This is a genomic window from Agromyces cerinus subsp. cerinus, from assembly GCF_900142065.1.
In the GTDB taxonomy this organism is placed as follows: Bacteria; Actinomycetota; Actinomycetes; order Actinomycetales; family Microbacteriaceae; genus Agromyces; species Agromyces cerinus.
On the sequence record NZ_FSRJ01000005.1, the window covers coordinates 70,489 to 91,153 of the forward strand.

At 70.2% G+C, this 20,665-nt stretch carries 19 protein-coding genes; 6 read left to right on the top strand and 13 right to left on the bottom strand.

What is annotated here, in order from left to right; translation table 11 throughout:
• Positions 1–92: 92 nt before the first annotated feature.
• From BUR99_RS17695 to BUR99_RS17720, 6 genes are all read right to left on the bottom strand, one after another.
• A complete protein-coding gene (locus BUR99_RS17695; RefSeq protein WP_234980906.1) occupies positions 93–1,100 on the bottom strand; it encodes a hydroxyacid dehydrogenase in 1,008 nt (335 codons plus the stop codon).
• Positions 1,097–2,032: a carbohydrate ABC transporter permease gene (locus tag BUR99_RS17700; RefSeq protein ID WP_084184125.1), complete on the bottom strand. Its 936-nt coding sequence runs from the start codon at positions 2,030–2,032 to the stop codon at positions 1,097–1,099. Before BUR99_RS17700 ends, BUR99_RS17695 begins: the two co-directional genes overlap by 4 nt.
• Positions 2,029–2,964, bottom strand: a complete 936-nt coding sequence (locus tag BUR99_RS17705) for a carbohydrate ABC transporter permease (protein WP_084184150.1) — start codon at positions 2,962–2,964, stop codon at positions 2,029–2,031. The genes BUR99_RS17700 and BUR99_RS17705 overlap by 4 nt, the downstream gene beginning before the upstream one ends.
• Before the next feature lie 56 nt (positions 2,965–3,020).
• Entirely contained in the window at positions 3,021–4,325 is a 1,305-nt protein-coding gene (locus BUR99_RS17710) for an ABC transporter substrate-binding protein (protein WP_074261727.1), read from the bottom strand.
• An 88-nt stretch (positions 4,326–4,413) separates the two neighbouring features.
• Positions 4,414–5,568 (bottom strand): substrate-binding domain-containing protein, encoded by a 1,155-nt coding sequence (locus BUR99_RS17715; protein WP_084184126.1) that lies wholly within the window; start codon positions 5,566–5,568, stop codon positions 4,414–4,416.
• 93 nt (positions 5,569–5,661) lie between these two features.
• The gene (locus BUR99_RS17720; protein ID WP_074261729.1) at positions 5,662–6,399 is read right to left on the bottom strand and encodes a TetR/AcrR family transcriptional regulator; all 738 of its coding nucleotides are present in this window, start codon (positions 6,397–6,399) and stop codon (positions 5,662–5,664) included.
• A gap of 88 nt (positions 6,400–6,487) precedes the next feature.
• On the opposite strand from BUR99_RS17720, the gene BUR99_RS17725 reads away from it, so the two are divergent.
• Both BUR99_RS17725 and BUR99_RS17730 read left to right on the top strand, forming a co-directional pair.
• Positions 6,488–7,669 (top strand): FAD-dependent monooxygenase, encoded by a 1,182-nt coding sequence (locus BUR99_RS17725; protein WP_074261730.1) that lies wholly within the window; start codon positions 6,488–6,490, stop codon positions 7,667–7,669.
• Between the two features lie 61 nt (positions 7,670–7,730).
• Positions 7,731–9,062, top strand: a complete 1,332-nt coding sequence (locus BUR99_RS17730) for a GNAT family N-acetyltransferase (protein WP_074261731.1) — start codon at positions 7,731–7,733, stop codon at positions 9,060–9,062.
• Positions 9,063–9,075: 13 nt separating this feature from the next.
• On the opposite strand, the gene BUR99_RS17735 is transcribed toward BUR99_RS17730, so the two are convergent.
• The gene (locus BUR99_RS17735) at positions 9,076–9,483 is read right to left on the bottom strand and encodes a RidA family protein (protein WP_074261732.1); all 408 of its coding nucleotides are present in this window, start codon (positions 9,481–9,483) and stop codon (positions 9,076–9,078) included.
• 57 nt (positions 9,484–9,540) lie between these two features.
• Entirely contained in the window at positions 9,541–10,671 is a 1,131-nt protein-coding gene (locus tag BUR99_RS17740) for an AI-2E family transporter (protein WP_200802769.1), read from the bottom strand.
• Between the two features lie 212 nt (positions 10,672–10,883).
• Between BUR99_RS17740 and BUR99_RS17745 the strand changes: the two genes are divergently transcribed.
• Positions 10,884–12,266, top strand: coding sequence for an MDR family MFS transporter (locus BUR99_RS17745; protein WP_200802773.1), 1,383 nt, complete (start codon positions 10,884–10,886; stop codon positions 12,264–12,266).
• Positions 12,267–12,316: 50 nt separating this feature from the next.
• Complete coding sequence (locus tag BUR99_RS17750) at positions 12,317–14,281, top strand: ABC1 kinase family protein (RefSeq protein ID WP_074261734.1); 1,965 nt, start codon at positions 12,317–12,319, stop codon at positions 14,279–14,281.
• 35 nt (positions 14,282–14,316) lie between these two features.
• Here the strand turns inward: BUR99_RS17750 and BUR99_RS17755 are convergent, their stop codons facing one another.
• From BUR99_RS17755 to BUR99_RS17765, 3 genes are read right to left on the bottom strand one after another with little or no spacing between them, the layout of a single operon-like run.
• Positions 14,317–15,762, bottom strand: a complete 1,446-nt coding sequence (locus BUR99_RS17755; protein ID WP_074261735.1) for a lipase maturation factor family protein — start codon at positions 15,760–15,762, stop codon at positions 14,317–14,319.
• Positions 15,763–15,815: 53 nt separating this feature from the next.
• Positions 15,816–17,252: a phytoene desaturase family protein gene (locus BUR99_RS17760; protein ID WP_074261736.1), complete on the bottom strand. Its 1,437-nt coding sequence runs from the start codon at positions 17,250–17,252 to the stop codon at positions 15,816–15,818.
• Between the two features lie 4 nt (positions 17,253–17,256).
• A complete protein-coding gene (locus BUR99_RS17765) occupies positions 17,257–17,997 on the bottom strand; it encodes an NUDIX hydrolase (RefSeq protein WP_084184127.1) in 741 nt (246 codons plus the stop codon).
• A 56-nt stretch (positions 17,998–18,053) separates the two neighbouring features.
• Here BUR99_RS17765 and BUR99_RS17770 point away from each other — a divergent pair, with 56 nt between their 5' ends.
• Positions 18,054–18,887 (top strand): MBL fold metallo-hydrolase, encoded by an 834-nt coding sequence (locus BUR99_RS17770; RefSeq protein ID WP_074261737.1) that lies wholly within the window; start codon positions 18,054–18,056, stop codon positions 18,885–18,887.
• A gap of 133 nt (positions 18,888–19,020) precedes the next feature.
• Here BUR99_RS17770 and BUR99_RS17775 read toward each other — a convergent pair whose 3' ends face one another.
• Entirely contained in the window at positions 19,021–19,593 is a 573-nt protein-coding gene (locus tag BUR99_RS17775) for an NADPH-dependent F420 reductase (RefSeq protein ID WP_074261738.1), read from the bottom strand.
• 101 nt (positions 19,594–19,694) lie between these two features.
• On the opposite strand from BUR99_RS17775, the gene BUR99_RS17780 reads away from it, so the two are divergent.
• Positions 19,695–20,216 (top strand): MarR family winged helix-turn-helix transcriptional regulator, encoded by a 522-nt coding sequence (locus BUR99_RS17780; RefSeq protein WP_074261739.1) that lies wholly within the window; start codon positions 19,695–19,697, stop codon positions 20,214–20,216.
• 62 nt (positions 20,217–20,278) lie between these two features.
• On the opposite strand, the gene BUR99_RS17785 is transcribed toward BUR99_RS17780, so the two are convergent.
• On the bottom strand, positions 20,279–20,584 hold the full coding sequence (locus BUR99_RS17785) for a DUF1540 domain-containing protein (RefSeq protein WP_074261740.1): 306 nt from the start codon (positions 20,582–20,584) through the stop codon (positions 20,279–20,281).
• Between the last annotated feature and the right edge of the window lie 81 nt (positions 20,585–20,665).

The window sequence follows — 20,665 nt, forward strand, 5'->3', positions numbered from 1 at the left end:
ACCCGGACACGCAGCTCCCTCGCCAGTGATGGCCGACCTGCGCGTTGCGGGCGGATCGGCCATCACGACGCCGGATCACCGGAGTCGCACGATTACGCCGTGATCGACAGCCGGTCCGCCTCCACCTCGTGGGCGAGCGCGCGTCCGTCGATCAACCGCTCGAGCTCGTCGTGCACCACGTCGGCGAGCCGACCGAGCTCGACTCCGAGCGATCCCGCGACGTGGGGCGTGAGCATCACGTGCTCATGGGCGTACAGCGGATGATCGGTCGCGAGCACCCACGGGGTGGTGACGTCGAGGATCGCGAACAGCTCGCCCGCGAGGACGCGTGCGGTCAGGGCATCCTGGTCGATGATCTCCCCCCTGGCAGTGTTCAGCAGGGTCGACCCGACGCGCATCAGGCCGATGCCTCGTGCGTCGATGAGGTTGCGTGTGGCCGGGAGTGACGGCGCGTGCACCGAGACGACATCGGACGTCGACAGGAGTTCGTCGAGTCCGACCACGCCGACCCCGAGCTCGGCGGCGTCGTCCTGCGACAGGAACGGGTCGTAGACCACGACGTCGAGCTCGTACGCGCGCAGCAGTTCGATGACCTTGCGGCCGATCTTCGAGGCGCCGACGATGCCGATGCGCTTGCCGTAGTTGCCCATGCCGGGGAACGCCGCCTCTGCGTCGAACTCCTCCCGCAGGGCGCGATACCTCGCGGCGATCGGCAGCACCTTCTTGTTGGCGAGGACGATCATCGCCGCGGTGTACTCGGCGACGGGCACTGCGTTCGCAGCGGCGGCGGTGCTGACCCGGATGCCTCGCTCCAGCACGTCGTCCGACAGGAACGGCCTGATGGTGCCGGCCGAATGCAGGACGGCCTTCAGTCGCGGTGCCGCATCGAGCACCGCCGCATCGACGAACGGGGCACCCCATCCCGTCACGAGCACGTCCGTTTCGGCGAGCATGCGGCGAGCGGCATCCGATTCGAACTCGCTGAGGGAGCCGAGGACGTCCGCGATCTCCTCGAATCGTGCCATGCGGGCGTCGGGGAAGATCCGCTGTCGCACCTCCGGAGCCATGGCGAATGCGACCCGTGGGCGTGCCGCGATCACTTGACGCTCCCCGCGGAGAGGCCCGAACGCCAGAAGCGCTGCAGCATCACGAAGGCGATCACGAGCGGCACGACCGAGAGGAACGAGCCGGCGATCACGAGCGGGAGGTACTCGGGGTTCTGCTGCACCTGGCTCTGCCAGAGGAAGATGCCGACGCTCGTGGGGAAGAGCTGGCGATCCTGCAGCATGATGAGCGGCAGCATGAAGTTGTTCCAGACGGCGACGAACTGGAAGAGGGCGATCGTCACGAAGCCGGGCACGAGCATCGGGAGCCCGACGCTGAAGAAGCTGCGGATCGGGCCGGCGCCGTCGACCCGCGCCGCCTCGAGGGTCTCGTCGGGCAGGTAGCCGGCGCTGAAGACCCGCGCGAGGTAGACGCTGAACGGGTTGCAGAACGCCGGGATGAGCACCGCCCACATCGTGTTCGTCACGCCCAGCGAGGCGGCGAGGAGGTACAGCGGGATGACCGTCGCCGTGTTGGGGATGAGCACGCCGATCAGGACCGCGCCGTAGAGCGCCCCCTTGCCGCGGAACTGGAACTTGTCGAAGGCGTACCCGGCCATGAGCGCCACGAATCCGCCCACGATCGCTCCCACTGCGGCGTAGAGCACGCTGTTGCCGAGCCAACGGAGGAAGATCCCGTCGTCTTCGGTGAGCAGCCGCTCGAGGTTCGCGAAGAAGGCCCCGCCCCAGGTGAACGCGTCGCTGCCGTAGAGCGCCGAGGCGTCCTTGGTCGTGGCGAACACGAGCCAGAGCAGCGGCAGCACCATGTACGCCGACCCGAGGACGAGGAGTCCGTTGACGCCGAACGTCGCACCGATTCCGCCGCCGGGTGAGCGACGTCGCCGACGAGTGGGTGGGGCACCCGCTCCGTCGGCGGGGACGGAGGGCGAGACCGAGGTCGGCCGCGCAATCGAGGATGTCGTGCTCATCGGGAGTTCCCCTTCGAGGTGAAGCGCGTGACGACCCAGGAGAGCAGGCCCGCGAGGAGCGCGAGGATGATGGAGGCGGCGGCGGCCTGGGGCAGGTTGTTGCGGTTGAATGCAGCGTCGTACGCCCACATGTTCGGCACCCAGGTGCTCGTGACCGCGGTCGTCGCGGTCGAGAGGATCTTCGGCTCGGTGAAGAGCTGCAGCGAACCGATCACCGTGAACAGCAGCGCGACGCCGAGCGCTGGAGCGATGAGCGGGGTCTTGATCGAGAACGCGGTCCGGATCTCCCCCGCGCCGTCGACGCGAGCAGCCTCCAAGACCTCACGCGGCACCGACTGGAGGGCCGTGAAGAGGATGATCACGTTGTATCCCGCCCACTCCCACACCGCGATGTTCACCATGGACGGCAGCACCAGGTGCACCGAGAGGAAGTCGATCTGGATGCCGCCGGAGGCGAGCGCCGAGACGATCGGGCTCACGCCCGGCGTGTAGAGGTAGGCCCAGATCAGGGCGGCGATCACACCGGGAACGGCGTGCGGCAGGAAGAGCAGGAGCTGGAACGCCCGCCGAGCCTTGGCGACGACGGCGTCGAGCAGCAGGGCGAAGCCGAGCGCGACTCCGAGCAGGGTCGGCACGTAGAGCACGCAGTAGAGCGCGAGTCGTGCGAAGCCGGCGATGAAGGTGTCGTTCTGCAGCACGTCGACGTAGTTCCCGAGGCCGACGAACACCGTCTCGGCTCCGCCGAACCCGAGTCCGCTTCGCTGCTCGGCGAACAGGCTCAGGCCGACCGCGTAGACGACCGGGGCGATCATCGCGACGAGGAAGACGGTGAAGAACGGCACCAGGAAGATCGCCGCGGTCCGTCCGCCGGTGCCCTGGATCGGCCGCGGCTTGGTCGTGGACCGGCTCGGCCCACTGGTTCTGACGCTCATGGTCATGCCCTTCGGTTCACGGTGCCGGCAGGGCTGCCTGCCGGCACCGGAGGTTGCTACTCCGAGACGTCGAGACCGAGCTGGTCGAGCCCGTCGACGGTCGCGGACTGCGTCTGCTCGAGTGCGTCGCCGAGCGTCGGCGCCGTGGTGACCGCGTCGCGCATCGCCGTGTTCGTGATGTCGTAGTCGGGGCCCCACGACCATCCGCCGACGACGTGCGACGACGCCTCGTCGAAGACCTCGTAGATGTCGTTCGCGAAGTAGTCGGTCGGTGCGACCTTGCTGGCGACCTCGTTCAGGCCGGGGAATGCGAGGTAGGCGGTGCCGACGTCGCCACGCGCCTCGACGGCTGCGGGGTTCGTCGTGAGGTACTCGAGGAACTTCGCGGCCGCGGCCTGGTTCTCCGAGTTCTCGGTGATCGCGAAGCTCGTGCCGCCGCTGAGGGCGCCGGTCGGCTCGTCGCCCCACGACGGGGGCACCGCGGCGATCCACTTCCCGGCCTGACCGGATGCCTCGGTGCGGGTCTTGAGACCGGACGCGCTCCAGGAGCCGCCGACCCAACCGTTCACGACGCCGCTGTTGAGGTCAGCCGTCCACTCGTCGCTGAATCCGAGCTGCGCCTTGACGAGGTCCTCGTCGATGAGCTTCTGCCAGTAATCGGCGACCTTCGTGCTGGCCTTGTCGTCGATCGCGACCTTCCACTTCTCGTCTTCGATGCTGAACCACTTGCTGCCCGCCTGCCATGACAGCGGCGCGAGCTGCGGCTCGTTCATGAAGAAGCTCGTGAGGTAGGCGCTCGGGTTCGCGGCCTTCACGGCGCGAGCGGCATCCTCGAACTCCTCCCACGTCGTCGGGACCTCGACGCCGGCGGCGTCCAGCACGTCCTGGCGGTACCACATGATCTGCGGCGGCGCATCGTATGGCATTCCGTACGTCGCGCCACCGAAGGTGACGAGCTCGCGAACCTGCTCGCTGTACTCGCCGAGGACGTCCTCGGAGACGAGGTCGTCGATCGGGACGACCTGCTCGGAGGCGGCGAACCCGGGAAGGCTGACGTACTCGATGCCGGCCACATCCGGGCCGGTGCCCGACTCGATCGCCGCGGAGAGCTTCGTGTACCCGCCATTGGCGGCGTTCGGGATCTCCTCGAACGTCACCGTGATGTCGTCCTGGCTCGCATTGAACGCGGCGGCGACGTCGGCCATGCCGCTGAGCGACGACCAGAACGTGATCTCACCCGTGGGGTTCTCGGCCGCGGTCGGCTTGTCGGATTCGGGGGCGGCGCTCGCAGCGCAGCCTGCCAGCAGTACGCCGGCGGACAGCAGCGCTGCTGCCGCGAACGAGGTGCGACGCAGGTTCATGATCGGATTCTCCTTTGAATGTGAAGCGTGCCTGCTACTGAACCTGCTTCAGATCCCGACTGCAAGAAAATCGCCCATTTCGAACATTTCAGAACATAGGTGTCGTGCTCTCGCGAGTCGATTCGCGTTCGATCAACGTCGGAAGCAGCGCCATCCTGGTCACCGCGTGCCCGGCCCCCTCGCGCTGCCGGATGCGGTCGAAGCAGAGCCGCAGGGCGGCATCGCCGAGGTCGTGCTTGGGTGGCGCGACCGCCGTCAACGGAACAGCGGCATACGCCGAGAACTCGTCGTCGTAGGCGACCAGGGCGAAGTCCTCGGGGATGCGGATGCCGCGTTCGACCGCGAGATCGGCGAACGCCATCGAGTCGACGTCGCCGAGCATGATCGCGGCGGTGACCCGGCGTCTCCCACACTCCTCGAGGAACGCTTCGAGCGCGTCGATCGTGGAGTCCGTGCCGATCTTCGGCTCGGGCAGCCGCCACCGGAACGCCTCCTCACCCAGTCCGGCGCGCGCCATCGAGCGCTCGTAGCCGTCGATGAGGCCCGTCGTCGTCGCCGCGTCTCGGGCGGCGAGGGCGATCCTGCGATGGCCGCGGTCGACGAGGTGGCGCACCGCGAGTTCGGCGCCGTACGAATGATCGCTGCGCACGGACTCGAGACGACCGGCGTGCCGCTCGTCGACGCTCCGCTCGACGAGCACGACGGGAATGGGCGACTCGACGAGGAGCGCGTGCAACTCGGTTCCCTCGACGAGTCCGCCGCGCGGGGTGATCATCAGTCCGTCGACACCGCCCGCGATGAGCCGCTCCGCCTGGCGGAGCTCCTCGCGCTCCGAGTAGTTCGTCGTCCCGAGCACGAGACGGCAGTTCAGCTCCCGCGCCGCATCACTGGCTCCGCGGATCACCTGCGGGAAGTAGTAGCTCGCCGACGGCGTCACCATGCCGATCGTCGCCACCGGGCGCCGAGCGGTCGTACCGCTCCGCTCGCCCGCGGAGGCCTGCTGCTGGGCGACCGCATTCGAGACCGCGCCGCCGTGCGCCCGCATGAGGAGGCCGCGCTCCTCCAGCTCGGCGAGGTCTCGACGCAGGGTCATGGCGGACACCCCCATGCGCCCCGCCAGCTGGGAGATGCGAAGTGAGCCCCGTAGCTCGAGTTCCCTCAGGATGGCGTCGTGACGTGCCGCTGCAACCATGTGCCGACCTCTCGAATGTGAGAATTTGTGTGATTCGTGAATATCACACATTCGATCAGGTACGCCACCGGTCGACACTCCCGTGACGACGACGACGAGCCAGGTCACCCAGAGGGTGCGCCGCCGCGCTGCCTTGCTCCGCGATCAGGAAGGAGACGACGAGGATGCCCCGCGCTCGGCGACGAGCGCAGCGACACCGTCGAGCACGCGCTCGAAACCGAATCGCAGGGCGTCGTCGCGGGCCCCGTCGTCATCGGCTTCGGCGAACGCGCTCGCCGTCCTCGGGTAGAGCTCGGCGCGCGTGGCGAGGATCGACGCGAGGCTCGCCGCGAGTTGCTGTTCGGGCGCGCGTGAGGAATCACGTTGGCGGACGAGCGACATCACGTGGCCGACCAGGAGGGTCAGCAGGTCGAGCTTCTCCCCGCCGCGAAGGGGAAGTTCCACCATCGTGCCGAGACCGGCTTCGAACCACGCGAGCTCGCCGGGGCCGGGCGTATGCGGCCGCTGCACGAGTTCGACGACCCACGGGTGCGTCATGGCGCGAGTGTGGACTCCTGCAGCCCACGCCGTCAGTGCAGCGCGCCACTGCACCCCCTCGGCTACGACGGGTGCGCCGAGCGCGGTGTCGAGCATGATCGCGTCGAGCTCCGCGCGCCCGGGAACGTAGCGATAGAGCGCCATCTTCGTCGTGCCGAGTCGTTCCGCGACGCGCTGCATCGTGACCTCGTCGAGCCCGGATTCGTCCGCGATGGCGATCGCGGCCTCGGCGATGCCGTCGAGCGTGTACCTCGGCTTCGGCCCGGGCTTCCGCCCGGACGGCTGCGCCCAGAGGAACGCCGCGGCTTCGACCCGCGACGCCGCGTCGACTTCACCCTCGGTCACGATTCTCCTTCGAACTGATTGCGTCCACTGTACGCGATCGCGTTATTGTGTCCATAAGACGCAATTAATCGGACGAAGGAAGGCACACATGGCAACGACGAAGGTCCTCATCTCCGGCGCGAGCATCGCCGGCCCCGCGCTGGCGCGCTGGCTCGGCCGCAACGGCTTCGACGTGACGGTCGTCGAGAAGGCGCCGACCGCCCGTCCAGGCGGCCAGGCCGTCGACTTCAAGGGGCGGACGCACCACGCGCTGCTGACCCGCATGGGAATCCTCGACGAGGTGCACGCGCGGCGGACTGCGAAGACGGACTGGCGCATGGTCGACGCGAACGACCATGTGAACGCCGTCGTGCCCGGCGAGTTCATCGGCGGCGACGTCGAGATCCTTCGCGGCGACCTCGCCGGCATCCTGCTCGCACAGTCCGCCGCAGACGCCGCCTACGTGTTCGACGACGAGATCACCGCGATCACCGAGTCGGATGCCGGCGTCGACGTCGCCTTCGCCCGTCGACCCGACGAGCGGTTCGATCTCGTGATCGGTGCGGACGGCGTGCACTCCGCGGTACGACGTCTCGCATTCGGACCGGAGGACCGGTACGTCGAGACACGCGGGTTCTACTACGCGGTCGCGAGCGGGCAAGCACCACTCGGTGACCTCGAGACCCGGCTCCCCGATGGGCGCGGCATCGCCTACGGGTACAACGAACCCGGTCGGCTGGCACTCCTCGGCGGCCAGAAGGCGCCGAACCTGTTCGTCTTCCGCGCCGAACGGCCCGACTACGACCGGCGCGACATCGCGTCGCAGCGGGCCTTCCTCGAATCCGCATTCGCGGGCGCCGGATGGCGTGTGCCCGCTGCGCTCGAGGCCAGCCGCGCGGCATCCGATTTCTACCTCGACGCCCTCGCGCGCACCAGGATGACCTCATTCACGCAGGGTCGCGCAGCGCTCGTCGGCGATGCGGGCTACGCGAACACACTCGGCGGATTCGGAACCGGGCTCGCGCTCATCGGCGCGTACGTCCTCGCCGGCGAACTGATCGCCGCGGGCGGCGACCACGCGGCGGCGTTCGCGGCGTACGACCGCCGCATGCGGAAGCCCACGAAGATCGCCCGCACCGGCAACGCCGGCCCCTTCCTCGCTCCGCCGTCGACCGGGCGCATCCGGATGCGGGACTGGACCTTCGCGAACCCCCTGATGTACCGCACGATGATGTGGATGACCGACACCTTCGCGACCGACGACAGCCTCCCCGACTACCCGATGCGCTGAGCGGGCACGGGCCGGGCGGCGCCCTCGCCTCACCGATGGGCGTCACCACTACGATGGATTGATGTCGTTCGACCTGCAGGGATTCCCCGCCGATTCCGAGGCGCTCGCCTCGCTCGCCGCGAGAGGACTCGATTACCGGCTCGTCGACCCCCGCAATGCGGCAGCGGCCGCGGCGTGGGTCGAGGCCGACTTCCGAGGGTTCCATCACGCTCGTCCGAAGCAGATCGAGCTCGACCACGAACTCGGCGTGATCGCCGACCGGCGGGTGCACGGCGTCTACGACTCGACCATCGTCGACCCGGCGATTCCGGTCGCGACCGTCTCGAGCTGGCCGACGGGGCTGAGCGTGCCCGGCGGGCGCAGCGTCGACGCCTGGGCGGTGAGCTCGGTCACGGTCTCGCCGACGCATCGCCGACGCGGCATCGCCAGGGCGCTCATGCTCGCCGAGCTCCAGAACGCCCGTGCGGCGGGCGCCGCGCTCGCGATGCTGACCGCCACCGAGGCGACGATCTACGGCCGCTACGGCTACGCTCCGGCCGCGCGGTCAGCGACGGTGTTCGTCGACCGGCGACGGGTGCACTGGGTCGGGCCGGATGCCCCGGGCCGCGTGCAGTTCGTCGATGCCGCGTCCATTCGCGAGGCGGCCCCCGCGATCGCACGTCGTGCCGTGGCGCGCACCCCCGGCGAGATCGATCGCTGGCCGGGCCTGCTCGACCGGGTGCTCGGACTGCACGACGCCGACAGCGGCCGCTCGCGAGCCCGACGTGTCGTGCGCTACGACGACGAGCGCGGTCAGGCGCAGGGCTTCGCCGTGTTCCACGTGAGCCGTGAGCCCAACGAGCCGGGCGTCGCGGAGTTCGACTTCCTCGCGGCCGCGACCGACGACGCCGAGCGAGCGCTCTGGCGATTCCTCGTCGAGCAGGACTTCGTGTCGGGCACGCGCGGCCTGCTCCGATCGGTCGACGAACCGCTCCCCTGGCTGCTCGAGGACCCGCGGGCCGTCTCGTTCTCCGATGTCGTCGACCACCTGTGGCTCCGCGTGATCGACCCGGTCACCGCGCTCACGGCGCGGCGCTACAGCGCACCCGGTCGACTCGAGATCGAGGTCGACGACCCGATCGGCATCGCGGGCGGGCGCTTCGAGCTCGTCGTCGACGAGGCCGGTCGTGCCGAGGTCACCGCCCTCGAGCACACGGATGCCGCGGCATCCGCGAAGGGCGTTCGCAGCATCAGGCTCGGCGTGCGCGAGCTCGGCGCGATCTACCTCGGCGGGGTGCATCCGTCGGTGCTCGCTCGCGCCGGTCGCATCACCGAACTCGCCCCCGGCTCGATCGCGGCCGCCGACGCCATGTTCGCGGCGCAGCGCGCTCCGCACCTCAGCATCTGGTTCTGAGACCCGACCGGCGTCAGTCGACGACGGCCGCGATCGCCTCGATCTCGACGAGCTGGTGCTCCCAGCCGAGCACGGTCACGCCGAGCAGCGTGCTCGGCACGTCGTGGGCTCCGAACGCGTCGCGCACGACCTGCCACACGACTCCGAGGTCTTCGCGCCGCGATGAGGCGACGAGCACGCGTGTGCTGATGACGTCGTCGATCGTGGCGCCGGCAGCGGCGAGTGCACGCGTCATCGTCTCGATGCAGGCGGCCGCCTGACCCGCGTAGTCGCCGACCGCGACGGTCGAGCCGTCGTCGTCGAGCGGGCAGGCCCCGGCGAGGAAGACGAGTCGCGCCTCCTTCGGCGCGGTCGCGGCGTAGGCGTATTCGGCGACATCGGAGAGTGTCGAGGCTCGGATCAGCTGAACTGCACTGGGCATCCGATCAGCATGGCAGAGCACCGCGGCCGTCGGTGCCGCCGCGGACCCGGTTGCGGGCTAGATGGTGTCCTGCCTGGGGAAGATGACCTTCTCCACGATGATGATGAGCGACGCTGCGACGGGGATCGCGACGAGTGCCCCGAGCACGCCGCCGAGGGTGCCGCCTGCGACGGCCGCGATCACGACGAGTGCTCCGGGCACCGAGACCGCGCGGCTCATGATGCGCGGGCTCAGCACGTAGGCCTCGACCTGCATGTAGATCAGGTAGTAGATCGCGGCGGCGAGCGCGGTCTCCGGCGATGCCGCGAACGACACGAGCGTGATGATGATCGCACCCGTGAGCGTTCCGACGAGCGGCACGAGCGAGAAGAGGAACGCGATGAACGCCAGGAGGATGGGCACCGGAGCCCCGATGATCGACAGGTAGATGAGGCTCAGCACGCCGTTGATCGCGCCGAGGCCGACCTGTCCCATGACGTAGCGCCCGACGGAACCCGTGATCTCCTCGGACACGTCCCGGTAGCCGGGGCGGGAGCTCGCCGGCACGAATCGGGCCGCGTAGCGCTTCATCGAGTCGAGCGAGGCGAGGAAGTAGAGGGTCAGGATGAGCACGATCGTGGCGCCGGTGAAGCCCCCGGCGATGCCTGCGCCCACCGCCAGGAGGCCGCCACCGAGCGAGCCGAGGTTCGCGGGATCGGCGAGCCAATCGCCCGCGGACTCGATCGCGTCCTTGATCGCATTGCCGCTGCCCGTGAGGCCGTTGAGCCAGGTCACGAACGGACTGTGCTGCACATTCGCGACGATGTCGTCCCAGTTCTCGACGATGTTCGTCGTCTGCTCGATGACGATCGGCACGATCGTGGCGATGAGGCCGACGAAGATTCCGATGACTCCCGCGAAGACGATGAGGATCGCGACCCAGCGCGCCATGCCGCGGCGCTGGAGCCAGCTGACGATCGGGTCGAGGCCGAGTGCGAGGAAGAGGGCGAGCGCGACGTAGAGGATCACGGTGCCGAGTTCGCCGACGATGCCGCCGAGCAGCACGGCGAGCAGCACGCCGAGCGCACCGACGAAGCCGATTCGGAACGCGTTGATCCGCACCTCGGGCGCGCGGGAGTCGCCGTCGCTGGTGATCTCCGCCGCGGCTGGAGGCGGCGCGGGTACCGGGCGCTTCGTTCGGATCCTCATGAGTCCGAAGGTAGCGCGCGGCGATCCCGGCGGTCGAACGGCCCGCCCGGCGAGTTCGATCCGATCCCGCGCGAGCCGGAATGAATCCGGAGCGAACGCGTTGGTGGTAGAAGGGCCGGTTCGAGCGCGCCCGCAGACCGAGGGGGAACGTGACCGAGACGACGACCGCTGTGGGATTCCGTTCGGCGCGAGGGCCCGTGCTCATCTCCGTGATGCTGGCCACCGGCCTCATCGCGATCGACTCCACCATCCTGGCCACCGCGGTGCCGTCGATCGTCGCCGACCTCGGCGGATTCACCCAGTTCCCGTGGCTGTTCTCGATCTACCTGCTCGCCCAGGCCGTCTCGGTGCCGATCTACTCGAAACTCGCCGACACCGTGGGGCGGAAGCCCATCATGCTCATCGGCATCGGCATCTTCCTCGTCGGTTCGGTGCTCTGCGGCTTCGCGTGGGACATGACCTCGCTCATCGTCTTCCGCGCGATCCAGGGTCTCGGCGCCGGCGCCGTGCTGCCCGTCTCCATCACGATCACGGGCGACATCTACACCGTGCGCGAGCGCGCCCGCGTGCAGGGCTACATCGCGAGCGTCTGGGCGATCTCCTCGGTCGTCGGCCCCACACTCGGCGGGCTCTTCGCCGAGTTCGCGTCGTGGCGGTGGATCTTCTTCGTGAACATCCCGCTCTGCCTGATCGCCGCGTGGATGCTCATCCGCTCGTACCACGAGTCGGTCCATCGCGAGAAGCACCGCATCGACTACGCCGGTGCGACCGTGCTCACGATCGCGTCGACGCTGGTGATCCTCGCGGTGCTCGAGGGCGGCCAGGCATGGGAGTGGCTGTCGTGGCAGTCGATCGGCGCATTCTCGATCGGCGGCCTGCTGCTCGTCGCGTTCGTGTTCATCGAACGTCGGGCGGCCGAGCCGGTGCTGCCGCTCTGGGTCTTCTCCCGGCGGCTCATCCTCACGACCTCGCTCATCTCGCTCGGTGTCGGCGCGGTGCTCATCGGGCTGACGTCGTACGTGCCGACCTTCCTCGAGGCGACGGCCGGCGCCTCGCCGCTCGTGTCGGGACTCGCGGTCGCCGCCCTGACGCTCGGCTGGCCGATCGCGGCGAGCCAGGCCGGGCGGCTCTTCCTCCGCATCGGATTCCGCAGCACCGCCCTCATCGGCCTGACGATCACCGTGCTCGGCTCGGCGGCACTCGTGGCGGCCTCGCTCACGCCGAACGTCTGGACCACCGCGATCGCGTGCTTCATCGTGGGCCTCGGCCTCGGTCTCGTGGCCTCCCCGACGCTCATCGCCGCGCAGTCGTCGGTGCCGTGGTCGGAGCGCGGCGTCGTCACTGGGGCGAACATGTTCCTCCGCTCGATGGGCAGTGCGGTCGGCGTCGCGATCTTCGGGGCGGTGGCGAACGGCGTGATCGCTCGTTCGGGGCTCGGCGAGCACTCCCCCGTCGCGATCCACGGCGCCTCGACGGCCGTGTTCGTGGCGGTGCTCATCGCGGCGGTCGTCACGATCGCAGGCGGCATCGCGATGCCGAGCGCGCATGTCGACGACATCGAGCACCGACCGGTGAGCGAGCCCGCCGGAGCCTGAGCAATACGCTTGGGGAAGGGTCGCTCGAAACCGGCCCGTTGGGGGCAGGAATGTCGACCGGTTCCATCATCTTGGGCGTGATCGGCGTCACGATCGTGACGATCCTGTTCATGATGCTGCTCACGGGCATCTCGCGGCGGTTCCTCGGCGTGCAGGTCGGCACGGGACGCATCATCGTCGCCGGACTCGTGGCGCTCGTCGCCGAGCTCGGCTTCGAGTCCCAGTTCGTCTGGCAGGGCGGCGGAGCGACGCTGGCGCTGGTGCCGATCCAGCTCGGCATCGTCGTGCTCGTGGCCATCGGGTTCCTCGTCATCGCCGAGCTCATCGTGCCGAGCGGCACGATGCCGCGACCCGATCGCTGGATCCCCGACCTCAAGCGCACCCTCGACCGCGGTCGCCGTTACTCCGAGGTCACCCGCATCGCTGTGCGCAACGGACTCGTGCCGTTCAAGCCCGACCGGTCGCACACGCCGGAGGCGGATCGGACCCGTCGCGCCCAGGCGAAAGCGCTCCGGATCTCCCTCGAGGAGGCGGGCCCGGTGTTCGTCAAGCTCGGGCAGATGCTCTCGACCCGCACCGAGCTGCTGCCCCACGAATACATCGCCGAACTCGAGCGGCTGCAGCAGTCGGTGCCGCCCGCCGCATGGAACGAGATCGACGAGCTGATGCACGACGAGCTCGGAGCCCGGGCCGACGACGCCTTCGCCGAGTTCGACGCCGAGCCGTTCGCCGCGGCGTCGATCGGCCAGGTGCACCGCGCCCGGCTCACGTCCGGGGAGCTCGTTGCGGTCAAGGTGCAGCGGCCGGGCATCATCCCCGGCGTCGAGCGCGACCTCGACATCGTGCAACGTCTCGCCCGCAAGCTCGAGAGCGAGACGGAATGGGGCCGCTCGCTCGGGCTCCGCTCGGTCGCGACGGCGTTCGCCGAGTCGCTCCGCGCCGAACTCGACTACCGCTCGGAGGCGGCGAACCTCGCTGCGATGGAATCGACGCAGGCCCGGCACCCCGAGAGCGAGCGGCTCGCGATCCCGCACTGCTTCAGGGACCTGTCGACGGCGCGCGTGCTCGTCATGGAGTTCATACCCGGCCGAGCGCTCAGCGATGACGACGGCACCCGCCCCGAGTCGGTGCGCAAGGCCCAGGCGTCGCTGCTCTTCCACTCGCTCATCACCCAGGTGATCGACGACGGCGTCTTCCACGCCGACCTGCACCCCGGCAACGTCATGCTGCTCGAGAACGGGCGCCTCGGCCTCGTCGACTTCGGCTCGGTCGGGCGCCTCGACTCCGAGATGCGGGAACGCATCGGCGAGATCCTGATGGCGTTCTACCGCGGCGACGCCCGCGCGATGAGCGACGCGCTGCTCGGCATGGTCGAACTGCCCGACGACGTCGACGAGTTCGTGCTGCGCCGGGAGATCGGCTCGTTCATGGCCGCTCGCCTCGGCCCGGGCTCGGCGCTCGACTCGACGATCGTGGCCGACATGACCCGCCTGCTCTCCGAGAACCGGCTCGCGATCCCGCCCGAGCTCGCCTCCGCGTTCCGCGCGGTCGCCGTGGCCGAGGGCACGCTGCGCGTGCTCGACCCCGAGTTCGACCTGTTGACGGCGGCGGGAGGGCTCGCGAAGGGGCGCATCGCCGACGCCTTCAACCCGAGTTCGCTGAAGGACGCGGTCATCGACGAGGTGGGCACGATGCTGCCGATCCTGCGCCGCATGCCCCACCGCTTCGACCAGATCTCGGGATCCCTCGCGAACGGCCGCCTCAGCGTCAACGTGCGGCTCTTCGCCGACCACCGCGACCGCTCGCTGCTGCGCTCCCTCGTCAACCAGGTCGTGCTCGCGTTCCTCGCCGGCGTGCTCGGCGTGATGGCCGCGATGCTGCTGATCAGCGATGCCGGCCCGCAGGTCACCGAGACGCTCAGCCTCTTCCAGATCTTCGGCTACCTGCTCGTGGTCGTGTCGGCGCTGTTCGTGCTGCGGGTGCTGTTCGACGTCTTCCGGCGACGGCGCGAGTAGCCGCGCGAATCGCCCGCGAACCGCGGCACCGCCCCTCACCCGAGCCCCGACGGCGGTACGACCTCGCCCTCGAGCGTCCGCACCCAGCGATCGCCGGTCCGACGGAACTCGGCGTGCGTCGTGAACCGGTAGCGGTATGCCCGGGCGCGGATCCAGCGCGGTGCGGCGCCGTCGAACGGGTCGGTGTCGAGCAGCGCGAGCGTCGGGGCATCCGCTTCGAGGAGGCGCAGCAGGAACACTTCGAACCATGGTTCCCACATGCGCCCGAGCGGCAGGAACCACATGAGCCAGTCGAGGCGCAGGTGGTACGGCGCCCACTGCCGCGGGATGCGGCGGAGCGCCCCGGGCTTGCCCTTGAAGGCGTACTCGCGCCACTCGACGTCGGGCGAATCGTCGGGTCGCTCGGCGAGCGTGCCCTCGACGACGATCTCGATGCGCCGCTTCGTGACCGTGCCGAAGGCGCCGTAGGCGTTCACGAGCATCCAGCGGTTGAACGAGGCGTTCATGAGCTGACGCCGCGACAGCAGGTTCCTGATCGGCCAGAAGCTCAGCACGACGAGCAGGGCGGATGCCGCGAGCACCACGATCGCCCACCAGATCGGCGTCGCCGCGGCATCCGTGCCCAGGTCGGTCGGGATCGCCGGGATCAGCCAGTGCCAGGCCGAGTCGGTGACCGCGGACGCCGCGAGCACCACGGTGATCCAGTTCAGCCACGCGAAGTTGCCGGTCACGATGAGCCAGAGCTGCGTGAGGATCACGATCGCCGCGGCCGAGGAGCCGACCGGGCCGGGCACGAAGAGCAGGAAGGGCACGATGAGCTGCGCGAAGTGGTTGCCGAGCACCTCGCCGCGGTGGAACCAGCGGGGCAGCAGGTGCGCCTGACGGCTGAGCGGGCCCGGCATCGGCTGGGTCTCGTGGTGGAACGTGAGCGCCGTGAGGTCGCGCCACTCGCGCCCGCCGCGGATCTTGATCATGCCCGCCCCGAACTCGAGCCGGAAGACGAGCCACCACACGGCGACGATGATCGTGATCGGCGGGGGCTGGTCGTTCGAGCCGAGGAACGCGACCGTGAAGAGCGCCTCGCAGAGGAGCATCTCCCAGCCGAAGCCGTAGAAGGTCTGGCCGACGTTCACGATCGAGAGGTACAGGAGCCAGAGCGCGAGGAAGACCGCGAGCGGCAGCCACGGCGGGCCGAGCTGGGGCAGGCCGATGACGACGGATGCCGCGAGCGCGAGCCCGATGACCGCGACGGCGACGAGCCGCCGGTCGGTGTAGCCCCAGCGGAAGACGCTCGGGCCGCGCAGGCGCGACGCGCGACGCAGCAGTTCGGGCACCGGCAGCATCCCGTGCTCGCCGAGGAGCGGCCGGAACTGGTTCAGCGTCGAGAGGAACGCCACGAGCGCGAGCGCACCCACCCCCCGCTGCAGGATCTGCCGTGCGATCTCGTAGTCGTGCGCGTCGAACCAGGCGACCCACTCCACGTGCCCACGCTACGCCTCGCCCGCGACCCGCTGTTGGTTGAGCTCCTGGAAGCTCAGTGCAGGCCGAAGCGCTCCCGCAGGGCGAGCTTGGCCGCGAACCATCCGTTCATGCCGTGCACGGCGGGACCGGGAGGGGTCGCGCTCGAGCAGAGGTACACGCCCTCGACCGGCGTGCGCCACGGCTTCGGCGAGACGACTGGCCGCTTCAGCAGCTGCGCCATCGTGAGGGCGCCCGAGTAGATGTCGCCGCCGACGTAGTTCGCGTTGTACCGGCCGAGCTCGGCGGCGGAACTCGCGGCCGAGGCGAGCACGACGTCGCGGAAGCCGGGCGCGAAGCGCTCGACCTCGGCGGTGACGAGCTCGGTCGGATCGAGCGTCGAGCCGGCGGGCACGTGCGTGTAGGCCCACAGCACATGCTGCCCCGCCGGCGCCCGGCTCGGGTCGGCGACCGTCGGCTGCGCCACGAGCACGTACGGATGCTCCGCTCCCCCGCCGCCCGCGATGCCGGGCTGGTAGCCGCGGGCCACGGCGTTCTCGGCCGCCGCGATCTCGGCGCGGCTGCCGCCGAGGTGCACGGTGGGTGCGAGCCGCACCTCGGCGTTGCGCCACGGCACCGGACCGCTCAGGGCGAAGTCGACCTTCGCCACCCCTGAGCCGTAACGGTAGCGCCGCAGCGCGCGGGCGTAGCGGCCCGGCAGCTCGGCCGTGAAGAGCAGCTCGGGCGAGGTGTCGAGCAGCACGGCGCGTGAGCCCGTGACCTCGGCGAGCGAGGCCACCGGGGCATCCGTCACGATCTCGCCGCCGCGCGAGCGGAGCTCGTCGGCGAGCGCATCCGCGATCGTCTGCGAGCCGCCGATCGGCAGGCCCCACCCGACGCCGTGCCCGTGCATGGCGATCAGGAGGCCGGCCCCCGCCGAGGCGAGCGAGGGCATGCCGCCGGCTGCGTGCGCGACGACGCCGCTGAAGAGCGCCGGCGCGACGTCGCCGACGAATCGGGTGTTCCACGCGGCGGTGCCCTGCTCGAGCGCCCGCAGGCCGAACTTCAGGGCGGCGACGGGGTCGTGCGGCACGCGCAGCAGCTGCGAGCCCGTGAAGTCGACGACCCCTCGGCTGCGGGCGAGGAGCGGGGCGAGGAGGCTCCGCCAGGCCGCGCCGTCGGCCTCGAGGCCGTCGGCGGTGCGGTCGAGGTCGCGCCAGGCGATGCCGGCGCGGCCGCCACCGAGCGGGTGGGCGTACGAGACCTCGGGCACCACCCAGTCGACGCGGTCGAGGAGGCCGAGCTTGCGGAACACCGGGGAGGCGAGGCCGGCCGGATGCACCGTCGAGCACACGTCGTGCCGGAATCCGGGCAGCGTGAGCTCGGCGGTGCGCAGGCCTCCGCCGATCGTCGGCGCCGCCTCGAGCACCCGCACCGAGAGCCCCGCTCGGGCCGCGACCACCGCGGCGACGAGCCCGTTGGGTCCGCTGCCGACGACCGTGACGTCGGTCACGTGCTCAGAATCCGGCGCCGAGGGTGTGGACGTAGATCCACGGCAACCGGTCCATCATGAGCCGGTGGCGATTGCCATCGGCGTCGGGCCCTTCGTCGGGCACCGAGGGGTCGCGGGCCTCGCGCTTGTGCTCGGCGACGTACTCGTCGTCCTCCTGCCAGAGGATCATGTTGTCCTCGTCGACGACCTTCCCGACGAAGGGCTGCACCTCGCCGCCGCGGAGTTCGGCGAGCGCCTCGTCGACGGATGCCGCGTGCGACAACCCGTGCAGGGTGACCCACGTCGGCGGCCACAGCGTCATGCTCCCGGCGGCGTGCCGGTCGAGCGCATCCTGGGGGCGCAACCACGCGGCCTCGGCGACCTCGTCGGGCGCGAGCCGCAACTCGCCGTCGGGCACCCGCACGGCGAAGAACGTCGTGGTGAGCCGCTTCGGGGAGTTCTCGGGCGGGGTCCAGTGCGAGAAGGGCACGAGCTCGTCGCCGTCGAGCACGAGCCCGACCTCCTCGAAGGTCTCGCGCACCGCGGCACGGCGAGCGGCGTCGATGCCGTCGACGGGGCCGCGCCCGGCATCCGCTGCATCGACCGCACCGCCCGGGAAGACCCAGGCGCCGGGAAAGGACCCGCGATCGCGGGGGCGCTCGGCGAGGAGCACCTCTGGGCCGCGCTCGCCGTCGCGCAACAGCACCACGGTCGCGGCCGCACCGACGGCCGCCGGGTTCGTCAGTGACTCCAGCTCGCTGCTCATCTCCTCAGACTATGACTCGGCACGCCGGCGCGCATCGGCGCAGTTACACTTCGGGCATGGATCAGGCTCTCGGCGCACCGGATCGCGTGTCGATGTTCGCCCGTCTCGTGCTGGCCCCCAACGCCGGACCGATGACCCTCGACGGCACGAACTCGTACGTGCTGCAGGCACCGGGTTCCGACAGCGTGGTCGTCGTCGACCCCGGGCCGTCCGACGCGCGCCACCTCGCGACCCTCGCCGGTGCCGGCCGGGTCGAGCTCGTGCTCGTCACCCACCACCATCCCGATCACACCGAGTCGCTCGGCGCGTTCCACGCGATGACGGATGCCCCGGTGCGCGCGATCGACCCGGCGTTCTGCCTTGCCGGGGAGCCGCTGGTCGACGGCGAACGCCTCCGCGCGGGGGGCCTCGAGATCGACGTGGTCGCGACCCCCGGGCACACGGCGGACTCGGTGTGCTTCTCGCTGCCCGGCGACCGGCTCGTCGGGGACGACGAGGCCGGCGATCAGACCGGCGGCCCTCGCGGCACCATGCTGACGGGCGACACGATCCTCGGGCGCGGCACGACGATCATCGCCGACCCCGACGGCGCCCTCGGCCCGTACCTCGACTCGCTCGAAGCGCTGCGCGCCCTCGGCGCGCCCGGGCCGGTCGCCGTGCTGCCCGGCCACGGCCCGGTGCTGCCCGACCTCGCGGCCATCTGCGGCGCCTACCTCGCGCACCGGGCCGAGCGGCTCGACCAGGTGCGGGCGGCGCTGCGCGAACTCGGCGCAGACGCGTCGACGGGTGCGGTCACCGACCTCGTCTACGCCGACACGGATGCCTCGGTGCGCAATGCAGCCGAGGCATCCGTTCGAGCCCAGCTGGCCTATCTGCGCAGTGCAGGCTGACAGACCAGAGCGCATCCGTTCGAGCCCAGCTGGCCTATCTGCGCAGTGCAGGCTGACAGACCAGAGCGCATCCGTTCGAGCGCAATCGGCCTATCTGCGCAGTGCAGGCTGACGCAGGAGACCGAACGCGGGGTTACGCGACGAGCGCGATGCCGGCGTCCCAGCCGACCTTCTCCTGCACGGCGAGGGTGAGCTGCAGGAAGCCGACGGCCTCGAGCTCGCGGGCACGCGAGAGGCGGCCGGCGTCGACGGCGTTCACGCCGCCTGCGCGCACGACCTCGGCGAGGGCGAGCTTCGCGTCGTCGTCGTCACCGGCGATGAGCACGGTGGTGGGGTGGGCGCCGATGGTCTTCGCGGCGAGGGTGGCGGCGAAGTTCGTGTTGAAGGCCTTCAGCACCTTCGCGTCGGGCAGGGCTGCGGCGAGCTCGCTCGCACGCGAGCCGTCGGCCGGCACGACGAGCGAGTCGAAGGTCGAGAAGTCGAGCGGGTTCGTGATGTCGACGACGATCTTGCCGGCGAGCTCGGCGCTGCGCGCGGCCACGATCTCGTCGATCGCGAAGTGCGGCACGGCGAGCACGACGATGTCGCCGGTGATCTGCTGGGCGGTGTCGCGCCCGATGAACTCGACGGTGTTGCCGCCTGCGGCCACGATGCCCCCGATTGCGGTGCCCATGTTGCCGTTTCCGATGATGCTGACGGTCGTCATGTCTTTCCTCCCCGCGCCGTTCGACGCGATTACTTGTTCCGACAACCAACACTGTACGCGCATTCAGTTGTTGCGTCAACCAATGCGGTAGACTCTCAGGCATGACGGATGACACGCGGTGGCTGGCCCCCGAGGAGTCGGCCGCGTGGGTGCGCCTCGTGGCACTCGCCGAGCTGCTCCCCGGAGCGCTCGACGCGCAGTTGCTGCGCGACGCCGGACTCACGCACTTCGAATACGGCGCGCTCATGGCGCTCGCCGCGGCTCCCGAGCGCACGATGCGCATGACCGAGCTCGCCTCGCGCACGAACGCGACGCTCCCCCGCCTCTCGCACGTCGCCAGGCGCCTCGAGGAGCGCGGGCTCATCGAGCGATTCCCGTGCCCGGAAGACCGGCGCGCGACGAACGCCACGATCACCCCGGCCGGGCTCGCCCTGATCTCCGAGGCCGCCCCGGGCCACGTCGAGACCGTGCGCGCGAACGTGCTCGACGCGCTCGCGCCCGAGCAGCTCGAGCAGCTCTACGTGATCGCGGGTGCGGTGCTCGCGCGACTCGACCCCGACGCGCGCCTCTCAGCCACGTCGTGCCAGTTCAGCGAAGGCCCCGTCGACCACGTCGTGGCCTGACGCGCCCACGCCCGGTGCGCGCGCACCGGCGGCGCAGCGATGGCCCCGTCGCCTGGTGAGCCTCAGCGCGGGTCGTAGGTGAGGCAGTCGGCGTCGTCGGTCGACCCCGCGCCGATGCGCACCGAGGCCGCCGTGCACTCGAGCGACTCGTTGTGCACGCACTCGGCACGCTGGCAGGCTCCGACGTGCGTGAGCACCTTGTCGAGGCCGCCCTTCTTGCCGAGCGGGATGAAGGTCGCGCATTCCGCATCGCCGACCGAGCCGCCGATCGTGACCGCGGCGGCATGGCAATGCGAATGGTCGTTGTAGGAGCATCCGGCCACCGAGCATTCGGCGACGGCGGGCAGTTCGTCGAGCGTCATGCTCATGGTGACCTCCCAGTGCGGCGTACGGCCGTTCGATACCGCGATGGTACGCCCGAGCGGACCGAAGACGCAGCACCGACCGGA

Bases quoted from the DNA above. Each gene is read 5' to 3' on its own strand.
- BUR99_RS17735 (WP_074261732.1), bottom strand. From the start codon at position 9,483: ATGCCCAGTGCAGTTCAGCTGATCCGAGCCTCGACACTCTCCGATGTC.
- BUR99_RS17780 (WP_074261739.1), top strand. From the start codon at position 19,695: ATGACGGATGACACGCGGTGGCTGGCCCCCGAGGAGTCGGCCGCGTGG.
- BUR99_RS17750 (WP_074261734.1), top strand. From the start codon at position 12,317: ATGTCGACCGGTTCCATCATCTTGGGCGTGATCGGCGTCACGATCGTG.
- BUR99_RS17775 (WP_074261738.1), bottom strand. From the start codon at position 19,593: ATGACGACCGTCAGCATCATCGGAAACGGCAACATGGGCACCGCAATC.
- BUR99_RS17740 (WP_200802769.1), bottom strand. From the start codon at position 10,671: ATGAGGATCCGAACGAAGCGCCCGGTACCCGCGCCGCCTCCAGCCGCG.
- BUR99_RS17700 (WP_084184125.1), bottom strand. From the start codon at position 2,032: ATGAGCACGACATCCTCGATTGCGCGGCCGACCTCGGTCTCGCCCTCC.
- BUR99_RS17770 (WP_074261737.1), top strand. From the start codon at position 18,054: ATGGATCAGGCTCTCGGCGCACCGGATCGCGTGTCGATGTTCGCCCGT.
- BUR99_RS17710 (WP_074261727.1), bottom strand. From the start codon at position 4,325: ATGAACCTGCGTCGCACCTCGTTCGCGGCAGCAGCGCTGCTGTCCGCC.
- BUR99_RS17725 (WP_074261730.1), top strand. From the start codon at position 6,488: ATGGCAACGACGAAGGTCCTCATCTCCGGCGCGAGCATCGCCGGCCCC.
- BUR99_RS17715 (WP_084184126.1), bottom strand. From the start codon at position 5,568: ATGTGTGATATTCACGAATCACACAAATTCTCACATTCGAGAGGTCGG.
- BUR99_RS17745 (WP_200802773.1), top strand. From the start codon at position 10,884: ATGCTGGCCACCGGCCTCATCGCGATCGACTCCACCATCCTGGCCACC.
- BUR99_RS17765 (WP_084184127.1), bottom strand. From the start codon at position 17,997: ATGAGCAGCGAGCTGGAGTCACTGACGAACCCGGCGGCCGTCGGTGCG.
- BUR99_RS17730 (WP_074261731.1), top strand. From the start codon at position 7,731: ATGTCGTTCGACCTGCAGGGATTCCCCGCCGATTCCGAGGCGCTCGCC.
- BUR99_RS17705 (WP_084184150.1), bottom strand. From the start codon at position 2,964: ATGAGCGTCAGAACCAGTGGGCCGAGCCGGTCCACGACCAAGCCGCGG.
- BUR99_RS17785 (WP_074261740.1), bottom strand. From the start codon at position 20,584: ATGAGCATGACGCTCGACGAACTGCCCGCCGTCGCCGAATGCTCGGTG.